This window comes from Sanguibacter sp. Z6_81 (assembly GCF_057180625.1).
In genome coordinates this window covers 58,992-69,768 of the sequence record NZ_JBXUFV010000002.1, presented here as the reverse complement: position 1 = coordinate 69,768, position 10,777 = coordinate 58,992, and the positions used below count along the sequence as shown (strand labels likewise).

Annotated in this window: 11 protein-coding genes and 1 pseudogene; 5 read left to right on the top strand and 7 right to left on the bottom strand. The window is 69.4% G+C overall.

Annotated features, from left to right (window positions below; all coding sequences use genetic code 11):
- Nucleotides 1–5: 5 nt before the first annotated feature.
- The 3 genes from AC2AXK_RS05320 to AC2AXK_RS05310 all read left to right on the top strand — a co-directional run bounded on the left by AC2AXK_RS05320 (nt 6) and on the right by AC2AXK_RS05310 (nt 1,755).
- Nucleotides 6–536, top strand: coding sequence for a YbhB/YbcL family Raf kinase inhibitor-like protein (locus AC2AXK_RS05320; RefSeq protein ID WP_484344320.1), 531 nt, complete (start codon nt 6–8; stop codon nt 534–536).
- 6 nt (nt 537–542) lie between these two features.
- On the top strand, nt 543–1,136 hold the full coding sequence (locus AC2AXK_RS05315) for a YbaK/EbsC family protein (RefSeq protein WP_484344319.1): 594 nt from the start codon (nt 543–545) through the stop codon (nt 1,134–1,136).
- A gap of 67 nt (nt 1,137–1,203) precedes the next feature.
- Nucleotides 1,204–1,755: a hypothetical protein gene (locus AC2AXK_RS05310; RefSeq protein WP_484344318.1), complete on the top strand. Its 552-nt coding sequence runs from the start codon at nt 1,204–1,206 to the stop codon at nt 1,753–1,755.
- 64 nt (nt 1,756–1,819) lie between these two features.
- Here the strand turns inward: AC2AXK_RS05310 and AC2AXK_RS05305 are convergent, their stop codons facing one another.
- Nucleotides 1,820–2,083 (bottom strand): hypothetical protein, encoded by a 264-nt coding sequence (locus AC2AXK_RS05305; RefSeq protein WP_484344317.1) that lies wholly within the window; start codon nt 2,081–2,083, stop codon nt 1,820–1,822.
- A gap of 118 nt (nt 2,084–2,201) precedes the next feature.
- Between AC2AXK_RS05305 and AC2AXK_RS05300 the strand changes: the two are divergent.
- Together AC2AXK_RS05300 and AC2AXK_RS05295 are read left to right on the top strand one after the other, a co-directional pair.
- Nucleotides 2,202–2,498, top strand: a pseudogene (locus tag AC2AXK_RS05300) (hypothetical protein); the annotation flags it as partial.
- Between the two features lie 163 nt (nt 2,499–2,661).
- Nucleotides 2,662–4,161 (top strand): MFS transporter, encoded by a 1,500-nt coding sequence (locus tag AC2AXK_RS05295; protein WP_484344316.1) that lies wholly within the window; start codon nt 2,662–2,664, stop codon nt 4,159–4,161.
- Between the two features lie 3 nt (nt 4,162–4,164).
- On the opposite strand, the gene AC2AXK_RS05290 is transcribed toward AC2AXK_RS05295, so the two are convergent.
- From AC2AXK_RS05290 to AC2AXK_RS05265, 6 genes are all read right to left on the bottom strand, one after another.
- Nucleotides 4,165–4,548, bottom strand: a complete 384-nt coding sequence (locus AC2AXK_RS05290; RefSeq protein WP_484344315.1) for a YccF domain-containing protein — start codon at nt 4,546–4,548, stop codon at nt 4,165–4,167.
- Nucleotides 4,549–4,595: 47 nt separating this feature from the next.
- Entirely contained in the window at nt 4,596–4,922 is a 327-nt protein-coding gene (locus AC2AXK_RS05285) for a cupin domain-containing protein (protein ID WP_484344314.1), read from the bottom strand.
- A 66-nt stretch (nt 4,923–4,988) separates the two neighbouring features.
- The gene (locus AC2AXK_RS05280) at nt 4,989–5,807 is read right to left on the bottom strand and encodes a TrmH family RNA methyltransferase (protein WP_484344313.1); all 819 of its coding nucleotides are present in this window, start codon (nt 5,805–5,807) and stop codon (nt 4,989–4,991) included.
- 84 nt (nt 5,808–5,891) lie between these two features.
- Nucleotides 5,892–7,787 (bottom strand): ABC transporter ATP-binding protein, encoded by a 1,896-nt coding sequence (locus AC2AXK_RS05275; protein WP_484344897.1) that lies wholly within the window; start codon nt 7,785–7,787, stop codon nt 5,892–5,894.
- 77 nt (nt 7,788–7,864) lie between these two features.
- A complete protein-coding gene (locus AC2AXK_RS05270; protein WP_484344312.1) occupies nt 7,865–9,598 on the bottom strand; it encodes an ABC transporter ATP-binding protein in 1,734 nt (577 codons plus the stop codon).
- A 16-nt stretch (nt 9,599–9,614) separates the two neighbouring features.
- Nucleotides 9,615–10,766, bottom strand: coding sequence for an SPFH domain-containing protein (locus AC2AXK_RS05265; protein WP_484344311.1), 1,152 nt, complete (start codon nt 10,764–10,766; stop codon nt 9,615–9,617).
- Nucleotides 10,767–10,777: the final 11 nt, after the last annotated feature.

The window sequence follows — 10,777 nt, the reverse complement described above, 5'->3', positions numbered from 1 at the left end:
GGGGCATGGATCTCACCAGGCCAGTGCCCCCGGACCCGTACTCCCTCCTGCCGAAGGTCCCGACCTTCGACCTCACGAGCGACGACATCGTCGACGGCGAGCCCCTCGCCGAGCAGTTCGTCGCCGCGGGCGGCAACACGTCCCCGCACCTCGCGTGGTCCGGTTTCCCGGACTCCACCCAGTCGTTCCTCGTCAACATGTTCGACCCCGACGCCCCGACGCCCGCCGGGTGGTGGCACTGGACGGTCGTCGACGTCCCGGTCGACGTCACCGAGCTCCAGCAGGGGGAAGGCGCTAGCGACCTCATGCTCCCGGGCGCCGCGTTCCATGTCCGGCACGACGCCGGAGAGTTCTCCTACCTCGGTTCCGCGCCGCCGAGCGGCGACCGACCGCACCGGTACGTGTTCGCGGTCCACGCCCTCGACGTCGACACCCTCGACGCGGACCCGGAGGACACACCGACGATGGTCGCCTTCAAGGCGGTCTTCCACACGATCGCGCGAGCCACGCTCACCGCGACGTACCAGCAGGGCTGAGGTCGCGTGACCGACGCCCCCACGCTGCACGACGGCGGGGTGCCGCGGATCGGCACCCCGCACTGGGTCCGCGCCGTCGAGCACCCCGAGCTGCTCGGGCCCGCGGTCCACGCCGCGCTCCTGGCGTGGGCCGCAGAGCACACGGGCGTGGCCGAGCAGGTCGTCGTCGCACCCATCGACCCCGAGGTGTCCGACACGGCGGCGATGTCCGCGGCCTACGACATCAGCATGGAGATGTCCGTCAACTGCGTCCTCGTGGCAGGCAAGCGCGACGGCGTCGAGCGCACCGCCGCTGTGGCGGTCCGCGCCTCGACGCGCGCGGACATCAACGGCGCGGTCAAGCGGCTGCTCGACGTGCGCAAGGCCTCGTTCCTGCCGGTGGATCGTGCCGTGGCGGAGTCGGGCATGGAGTACGGCGGGATCACCCCCATCGGCCTCCCCTCCGCGTGGCCCGTGCTGCTGGACGCCGGCGCGTGCGCCGGGTGGATCGTCATCGGGTCCGGGGTGCGACGATCGAAGATCGCGCTGCCCGGGGACCTGCTCGCAACCCTCCCGGGAGTGCGGGTCATCGACGACCTGGCGGTGCCTGTCAAGCCTTGAGTCTCGGCTCCATCACGATCTCGTCGTCACGCTTGCCGCCCCGTGTCGACCGCCGCAGAATCGAGGTATGCCGTCACCGTTGCCGCGCACGGGGGGCCGTGTGCCCTCGGACTTCGAGTCACAGCTCCACCTCTTGGTTCTTGAGGAGAGCTGGTTGCACTGCGTCCCCGGTGTCGTCACCGACCACGGCCCGGGCGATCATGTCCGGGTGCACGGGCCGTGGGACGTCGAGCAGTGCTCCATCCTCCTCACCCGGTGGCTCGACGCGAACCTCGTGCTCCTGCTCGAGAGCACGATCACGTGGACCGAGTGCGGCCACAAGCTCAAGCCGGTGAGCGAGTCGCGGCTCCTGCCGTACGTCGAGGCCCACGAGCTGCTCCAGCACCCGGGCCTCTGGGAATCCACCGGCGAGGCGTGGCGCACCGTCGAGGTCATCCCCAACACCAACCACGCACGGTGCACCGACGACGCCTCGTGGTGGGCAGCCGCCCGGGGCATGGACGACCATCCGCTCGACGGCGGCAACCCGGACTCCCCGCGGACCATGACGCGGGCGGAGGAGCAGCAGGTGCGGGCGGTGCCAGTGTCGGGGGCACCGGCACACGGCAAGGTTCGTTGACGGTCACGTCACATGTAGTCGCGCGCTGCCTTCGCGGCTGTGGTCGCCGCCACCCCTCTGCCGTTCACGACGCGCGGCGTCGTCCGACGGCGTAGCCCGCGGCCGCGCTGAGCAGGAGCCCGCCGGTCACGCAGACACCGAGCGCCAGACGGTGCTGCCTGCTGAGGACCACGGTGTCCCCGGGGAATGTCTCCCCGGTCAGCGGCGCGTAGGCGAACCATCCAAAATCCGAGGCACCGATCGAGGCGAACCACACCATGCCGGTCCCGACGAGGGCGACACCGAGCAGGACGAGGATGACGACAGGACGTGACGCGGGCATGCGCATGGCCAGATCCTTGCACGCCGAAGGGCCGGTACCGTGACGACGGGACACGTCAGGACCAGTCTGCTTCGTCCCGACGGCGAGCGGTGATGCCGACGGCTACAGCCAACGGTTCGAGGCCGCCTTCGCCGACCGCGCCGACACCTGCGTCCTGTCCCTCTTCTGCCACGAGCCGTGGGGGTACTCCGACCCGAGCATGCTGCTGGACCAGGACGTCGTGTACGTGGGCGGGGGCTCGACCGCCAACCTGCTTGCGCTGTGGCGGTTGTCCCAGTCGACGTGGTTGTTGAACCCCTCGGCCCAGCGCTCCGACCTCTCTGTGAGCACGTCGGACAGCGGGAGCTCCTCACGCTCGGCCAGCCCTGACGTATTCCACACCGGCCACGCCACCGAGTACTCGTTCGCGAGCTTCACATAGATCGCCATGCGCATGCACCTCCCTCGTATGCGGTGCGCTGTCGGCCGTCGCGCTGCCCGTCGGCAACGGCGCGCGCGCGTACCGGCAGATCCGGACATACCCTCTGAAAAGAACCACTGACGGCTCCGGCCGAGGAGTGGACGCAGGGACAAAGGGGAAAGACATGGCCACGCAGTCGCAGCAGCGCAGCGGGACGACACAGAACAACCTCAAGATCTGGTGGATCCTGGCGGTCCTCGCCACGGCCCAGCTCATGGTGGTGCTCGACGCGACCATCGTCAACATCGCCCTGCCGACGGCCCAGAAGGACCTCGGGATACCCACCGACGAGCGTCAGTGGGTCATCACCGCGTACTCCCTGGCCTTCGGCGGGCTGCTCATCATCGGCGGGCGCATCGGAGACCGGGTCGGGCGCCGCACGACCTTCCTCATCGGCGTCGTCGGCTTCGCGGCCGCGTCCGCGCTCGGCGGCGCCGCCCCCACCTACGAGGTCCTCATCGCGGCCCGCGCCCTCGAGGGCGCGTTCGGCGCACTCATGGCGCCCGCGGCCCTGTCCCTGCTGACCGTCACGTTCGAGGGCAACCCGGGCCGTCCCAAGGCGTTCGGTATCTGGGGCGCGACGAGCGGTGCGGGGGGTGCGCTCGGTCTGCTGCTCGGCGGGTTCCTCACCGAGTACCTCAACTGGCGCTGGTGCCTGCTCGTCAACATCCTCTTCGCGATCATCGCGTTCGTCGGCGCGCTCGTCCTGCTCCCGAAGACCCTCCCCGACCGCAAGGTGACCGTGGGTCCGCTCAGCGCCGTCCTCATCGCCGGTGGCCTGTTCGGTATCGTCTACGGCCTCTCGTACGCCGAGACCGACGGATGGTCGGACCCCGTCACGATCATGCTGCTCGCCGCCGGCGTGGTGCTCGTCGCCTGCTTCCTCGTCGTGCAGGGCAAGATCGCGAAGCCCCTGCTCCCGCTGCATACGATCTCCGACCGTGTCCGAGGAGGTTCCCTCCTCGCCATCCTCTTCACAGGGTCCGGGATCTTCGGGGTGTTCCTGTTCCTCACGTACTACCTCGAGGACACGCTGTCCTACACCGCGATGAACACGGGCCTGGCCTTCCTGCCGATGGTCGTCTTCCTGGCCGCCACATCGTCCTTCACCGGGACTGTGCTGCTGCCTCGCTTCGGCCCCCGCAACCTCGTCGTCCTCGGCATGTTCGTCGGAGCGTCCGCCCTCGTCCTCATGACGAGGTTCAACGAATCGACCGAGTACTTCCCGGACGTCGTGGGTCCGTTGATCATCGCCGGCATCGGGGCGGGGCTCATCTTTGCCTCCGCCCTCGGGACAGCCACCCTCGGTCTGCTCGACGAGGACGCGGGGGTCGGATCCTCGCTCGTGAGCACGGCCCAACAGGTGGGCGGGTCGATCGGTGTGGCGCTGCTGAGCACCCAGTCCCAGTCGGCGGGGACCCACCGCCTCACCGAGCTCCTCACCCAGGCCCGAACGCCGCAGCCGACGCCGGAGATGGCGGCCGAGGCGACGCTCGCCGGGTATCACACGGCGTTCTGGTGGTCGGCGGGCATCTTCGTCGTCGGCGCGGTGCTGTGCGCCGTCGTCTACCCCGGCGGCAGGGTGTCGCTCACCGAGCGCGGCAACGCGGAGGAGAAGGCCTGACAGCTACCAGACGCGCGCGGACGGCACGATCTCCTTGCCGAGCGGCATGAGCGAGATCGGGATCATCTTGAGGTTCGCGATCCCCAGCGGGATGCCGATGATCGAGAGGAACAGCGGGATGGCCGTCACGACGTGGCTGATGGCCAGCCAGATCCCGGCGACGAGGAGCCAGATGATGTTGCCGATGGTCGAGAACGCGCCGGCTGTCGGCTTGTCGACGACGGTGCGTCCGAACGGCCACAGCGCGTACCCCGCGATGCGGAAGGACGCGATCCCGAACGGGATCGTCACGATGAGGATGCAGCAGATCATCCCGGCGACGACATAGCCGATGGCCAGCCAGAGACCGGCGAAGATCAACCAGATGACGTTCAGCAGTGTGTTCACGTAGACAGCCTGTCACGTCCCGGCCTGCACCGGCACCGGGTCCGAGGTCACGATGCGGCGGTGCGGGACTGGACGATGACGACAATCATCTCCGTGTCCGCCCACGAGGTGTGCTGCTCGCCGCTCGACCACCGCACGGCGTCGCCAGGACCCACGGCATGCTCGACGTCGTCGTCACCGGCGACCCTGCCGGCCCCTGCGACGACGTAGAAGAGCTGGTCCGGTCCGGCCGCATGACGCGGCAGCGAGCTGCCCGCCGCGAGCGACGCCACGTGGACGCTGGTCCGGGCTGCCGTCGCCGAGTCGCAGAGCGCAGCCATGGCGACGCCGGGGGCGTCGTCGAAGTGGAGCGGGGGCACACGCGTGATCTCCATGCCCGATGGTAGGGACGAATGAGCCCAGTCGGCGAGGTGCCGTGCGCACGCCAGGTGGAGGCGACGCTACCGGGTCGCGTAGAAGACGACCGCCGCCGACGCCGCCACATTGAGGGAGTCCACTCCCCCGGCCATCGGGATCTTCACCACGGCGTCCACCGCCCCGAGCGTCGCCGGCGCGAGACCGTGACCCTCGGTCCCGAACACGAACGCGACCTTCTCGTTGCGCTGCTCGACGAACTCGTCGAGCGTCACCGAGTCGTCGCTCAACGCGAGCGCGGCGACGGTGAACCCTTCTGCCTGCAGCTCCGTGATCCCCGCGGGCCAGCTCTCGATCCGCGTCCACGGCACCTGGAACACCGTCCCCATGCTCACCCGCACGCTGCGCCGGTACAACGGGTCCGAGCACCGCGGCGTCACGAGCACCGCATCCACCCCCAACGCGGCAGCTGACCGGAACGCCGCACCGAGGTTCGTGTGGTCGACGATGTCCTCGAACACCGCGACCCGACGAGCCCCGGCGCCGTCCCGTGCCCCGGCCAGGAGCTCCGCCACCGGCTGCAGCGCCGGCCGGTGCATGGCCGCGAGCGCCCCGCGGTGCAGGTGGAACCCCGTGATCGACTCGAGCACCGCGGGCGTCCCCACGTACACCGGCACGTCAGGCCACTCGGCGAGGACGTCTGCCATCGACTCGAGCCACTTCTCCGCCATGAAGAACGACCGGGGCCGGTGCCCAGCGGCGAGCGCCCGACGGATGACCGTCGAGCTCTCCGCGATGAACAGCCCCTTCTCGGGCTCGTGCTTCGAGCGCAGCACGATGTCGGTGAGGTTCGTGTAGTCCGCGACGCGCTCGTCGGTGGCGTCGGTGATGGTGAGAGGAAGCACCTGACGATTCTCCCGGATCCACGGAGCACCCTGCTCCACCGAGGGGATCGGTCGCGCTGGGGGGCCCATCCGGTCAGGAGCCGCCTACCCGTCGGCGACGGCCGCGGCGAACTGGCTCTCGTAGAGCCGCGCGTACGCTCCACCGGCGTGGAGCAGCTCCTCGTGGGACCCCTGCTCGACGATGTCCCCGTGCTCCATGACGAGGATGACGTCCGCGTCCCGGATGGTCGACAGCCGGTGCGCGATGACGAAGCTCGTGCGCCCGGCGCGCAGGGCGTTCATCGCCTGCTGGACGAGCACCTCGGTGCGGGTGTCCACCGAGCTCGTCGCCTCGTCGAGGATGAGGATGGCGGGGTCGGCGAGGAACGCACGCGCGATGGTGAGCAGCTGCTTCTCCCCCGCGCTCACGCTCGACCCGTCGTCGTCGAGCACGGTGTCATAGCCGTCGGGCAGGGTCCGGACGAACGGGTCGACGTGGGTGGCGACCGTCGCCCGCAGCAGGTCGTCCTCCGTGACCTCGCCGCGCGCGCCGTACGTGACGTTCTCCGCGATCGTGCCCTTGAACAGCCAGGGGTCCTGGAGCACCATCCCCATGCTCGACCGCAGCTCGTCGCGCGTCATGCGCGAGATGTCTACCCCGTCGAGGCAGATGCGCCCGGCGTTGACCTCGTAGAAGCGCATGAGGAGGTTGACGAGGGTCGTCTTGCCCGCCCCGGTCGGTCCGACGATCGCGATGGTCTGACCGGGCTCGGCGACGAGCGACAGGGACGTGATGAGCGGCGCGTCCGGCGAGTAGCTGAACGCGACGTCCTCGAACGTCACCCGCCCGCGCACGACGGGCACGTGCTCGGGGTCGGCGGGGTCGGGCGACTGCTCGGCGGCGTCCAGCAGCTCGAACACACGCTCGGCGGACGCGACGCCCGACTGCAGGAGGTTCATCATCGACGCCACCTGCGTGATGGGCTGCGTGAACTGGCGCGAGTACTGGATGAACGCCTGGACGTCCCCGAGGGACAGCGACCCGGACGCCACCCGCAGCCCACCGACCACGGCCACGACGACGTAGTTGAGGTTCGCGATGAATCCGATGGCGGGTTGGATGATCCCGGAGATGAACTGGGCCTTGAAGCTCGACTCGTAGAGGTCGTCGTTCTCGGTCGCGAACGTCCGGATCGCCTCGTCCTGGTGACCGAACACCTTGACCAGCGCGTGCCCGGTGAACATCTCCTCGACGTGCGCGTTGAGGCGCCCGGTCGCTGCCCACTGGCGGACGAACTGCGGCTGGGAGCGCTTCGCGATCGCCGCCGTGACGATGACGGAGAGCGGGATGGTCACGAGCGCGACGAGCGCGAGGAGCGGCGAGATCCAGAACATCATCGCGAGGACACCGATGATCGTCAGGACCGAGGACACGAGCTGGGAGAGGGTCTGCTGCAGCGTCTGCGCGACGTTGTCGATGTCGTTGGTGACACGGGAGAGCACCTCCCCGCGCTTGTGGGTGTCGAAGTACGCGAGCGGGAGCCGGTTGAGCTTGCGCTCCACCTCGTCCCGCAGACGCAGCACGGTTCCCTGGACGACGATCGCTGTGATGCGGCCCTGCAGCCACCCGAAGAGGAAGGCGCCGACGTAGATCGCCACCACCCACAGCAGCACGGTGCGCAGCGCGGCGACGTCGAGACCTGCACCCGGCACGAGGTCCATCGGCGCGAGCATGTCGGCCAGCTGGTCCTCGCCCTGCGCCCGCAGCCCTGCCACGGCCTCGTCGAGGGACGTGCCAGCAGGCAGCCGCGAGCTGAGGAACCCTTCGAAGATGATGTTCGTCGCCGAGCCGAGCATCTTCGGCCCGGACACCGACAGCGCCACGGAGGCGACGGCCAGCACGACGACGAGCGCCACGCGCAGACGCTCCACGCCGAGGTACCCGGCGAACCGCTTGAGCGACCCGGTGAAGTCCATGGGCTTCTCGGCGGGCATCCCCATCCCGGCACCCGGACCGTGGCCCCGGGGAGGGCGGGGCACAGGTGCCGCAGGCTTCTCGGTGACGTTCTCGTCGTCGCTCACGCTGCCTCCTCTGCCGAGAGCTGGGAGAGGACGATCTCCTGGTACGTCTGGCACGTGGCGAGGAGCTCCTCGTGCGTGCCACGGCCCACGACGCGACCGTTGTCGAGCACGACGATCGTGTGCGCGTCCCGGATGCTCGCCACCCGCTGCGCCACGAGGATGACCGTGGCGTCCTTGGTCCGAGGTGCCAGCGCACGCCGCAGCGCGGCGTCGGTCGCGTAGTCCAGCGCGGAGAACGAGTCGTCGAAGAGGTAGACGCGCGGCGACCGGATGAGTGCGCGCGCGATGGCGAGGCGCTGACGCTGCCCGCCGGAGAAGTTCGTGCCTCCCTGCGAGACCTCCGCCTCGAGCCCCTCGGGCAGCGCCGCGACGAAGTCGCGCGCCTGCGCGACCTCGAGCGCGTCCCACATCTGCTCGGGCGTCGCGTCAGGCAGCCCGTAGGCGAGGTTCGACGCGATCGTCCCGGAGAACAGGTACGGCCGCTGCGGCACCATCCCGATCTGCGCCCACAGGTCCTGCCCCGCGATGTCCCGCACGTCGACGCCATCGAGCAGGACAGCTCCTCCCGTCACGTCGAACAGGCGGGGCACGAGGTTGACGAGGGTCGTCTTGCCCGCGCCGGTGGACCCGATGATCGCGGTGGTCCGCCCCGGCTCCGCCGTGAAGGCCACGTCGGACAGCACGGGGTCCTCGGCGCCCGGGTAGGCGAACTCCACGTCCCGGAACTCCACGACGCCGCGCACGGCGGGCATGCGGACCGGGGCGGCGCTCTCCACGACGCTCGACGGCGTCTCGACGACCTCGATGATGCGCTCCGCGGAGACCGCGGCGCGCGGCACCATCATGAAGATCATCGTCGACATCATCACGGCCATGAGGATGAACATGATGTAGCTGAGGAAGGCCGTGAGGGACCCGACCTGCATCTCGCCCGAGTTCACGCGCGACGCACCGAACCACAGCACGAGCACGCTGCCGAGGTTCATGATGAGCATGACCAGCGGGAACATGAGCGCCATGAGCTTGCCGACCCGCAGCGAGACGTCGAAGAGGTCCGTGTTGGCGACGCCGAACCGCTCCTCCTCGTGCCGCTCGCGCACGAACGCGCGGATGACCCGGATACCGAAGATCTGCTCGCGGAGCACGGCGTTGATGCGGTCGATGCGCTTCTGCATCTGCCGGAAGGACGGGATCATCCGGGCGACGATGACCGCGATGGTCACGCCGAGGACGGGAACGATGACGAGCAGCAGCCAGGAGAGCCCCACGTCCTCCCGCAGCGCCATGACGACCCCGCCGACGAGCATGATCGGCGCCATGACCATGATCGTCAGACCGAGCATGACGACCATCTGGACCTGCTGGACGTCGTTCGTCGTGCGGGTGATGAGCGACGGCGCACCGAAGTGGGCGACCTCCCGACCGGAGAACGTCTGCACGTGGGTGAACAGGGCGGCACGGACGTCCCGGCCGAACCCCATCGCCACCCGCGACCCGAAGTACACCGCGACGATCGCGCACGCGATCTGACCGAGGCTCACCCCGAGCATGAGCACACCCACCCGCAGGATGTACGACGTGTCGCCCTGGGTGACGCCCCGGTCGATGATGTCCGCGTTGAGGCTCGGCAGGAACAGCGAGGCCATCGTCTGCACGAGCTGCAGGACGAGCACGAGCACCAGCGGTCCCGAGTAGGGCCGCAGGTGTGTGCGCAGAAGGGTCAGGAGCATCGGTGGCCGAGGGTGCCTACTGCGCCTCGGGAGCGGTGCCGCTCCCGGGCTGCGGCTCCACCGGCGGGACGGCCGGGGCCTGCGGCGGACGGTGCGCACCCTCGCTGCGCGGCACGATGCCGGCGCTCGTCGCGTCCGCCGTCGCGGCCTCTGCGAGACGACGGGCCTCAGCCAGCGCCTGCGTCGGGTCCTCGAGGGACGGCTTGAACGACGCGGCGGACCGCTCGCGGCGCGTCTCCCCGGTCGACGGACCGCCAGCTCCACCGGAGGGCGCCGTCTCGGTGTCGCCACCGAAGCCCTTCGTGATCGACCCCAGCGCTGCGGTGAACTCGGTGGGGACGATCCACATCTTCGAGGACGTGCCGTTCGCGATCTGCGGCAGCATCTGGAGGTACTGGTACGCGAGGAGCTTGGGGTCGGCGTCACCCTCGTGGATGGCGTCGAAGACCTGGAGGATCGCCCGTGCCTCACCCTCGGCGGTGAGGATGGCAGCCTGCGCGGAACCTTCGGCCCGCAGGATCGCGGCCTGCTTCTCACCCTCGGCGGTGAGGATCTGCGACTGCTTGAAGCCCTCGGCGGTGAGGATCGCTGCACGACGGTCACGCTCGGCGCGCATCTGCTGCTCCATCGAGCCCTGGATGCTCTGGGGCGGGTCGATGGACTTGAGCTCCACCCGGTTGACGCGGATGCCCCAGCGGCCGGTGGCCTCGTCGAGGACGCCGCGCAGCTGGCCGTTGATCTGGTCACGGCTCGTGAGCGTCTGCTCGAGGTCCATGGAGCCGATGACGTTACGGAGCGTGGTGACGGTGAGCTGCTCGATCGCGGTGATGTAGTTCGAGATCTCGTAGACCGCGGCCTTGGGGTCGGTCACCTGGAAGTACAGGACCGTGTCGATGCTCACGACGAGGTTGTCGGAGGTGATGACGGGCTGCGGTGGGAAGGACACGACCTGCTCGCGGAGGTCGACGCCGGCGCGGACGCGGTCGATGAACGGGATGAGGAAGTGCAGGCCTGCGTCCATGGTCCGCGAGTACCGACCGAGGCGCTCGACGATGAGCGAGACGGTCTGCGGCACGACGCGTACCGCGCGCACGAGGGCGATGATGAAGACGAGCGCGATGAGCGCCGCGAGGATGATGCCGAAGATCTGTGCGCCGTCTGCGTCCATGTGGTCGCGTC

Bases quoted from the DNA above. Each gene is read 5' to 3' on its own strand.
- AC2AXK_RS05320 (WP_484344320.1), top strand. From the start codon at position 6: ATGGATCTCACCAGGCCAGTGCCCCCGGACCCGTACTCCCTCCTGCCG.
- AC2AXK_RS05310 (WP_484344318.1), top strand. From the start codon at position 1,204: ATGCCGTCACCGTTGCCGCGCACGGGGGGCCGTGTGCCCTCGGACTTC.
- AC2AXK_RS05305 (WP_484344317.1), bottom strand. From the start codon at position 2,083: ATGCGCATGCCCGCGTCACGTCCTGTCGTCATCCTCGTCCTGCTCGGT.
- AC2AXK_RS05295 (WP_484344316.1), top strand. From the start codon at position 2,662: ATGGCCACGCAGTCGCAGCAGCGCAGCGGGACGACACAGAACAACCTC.
- AC2AXK_RS05285 (WP_484344314.1), bottom strand. From the start codon at position 4,922: ATGGAGATCACGCGTGTGCCCCCGCTCCACTTCGACGACGCCCCCGGC.
- AC2AXK_RS05275 (WP_484344897.1), bottom strand. From the start codon at position 7,787: ATGGGGATGCCCGCCGAGAAGCCCATGGACTTCACCGGGTCGCTCAAG.
- AC2AXK_RS05270 (WP_484344312.1), bottom strand. From the start codon at position 9,598: ATGCTCCTGACCCTTCTGCGCACACACCTGCGGCCCTACTCGGGACCG.
- AC2AXK_RS05265 (WP_484344311.1), bottom strand. From the start codon at position 10,766: ATGGACGCAGACGGCGCACAGATCTTCGGCATCATCCTCGCGGCGCTC.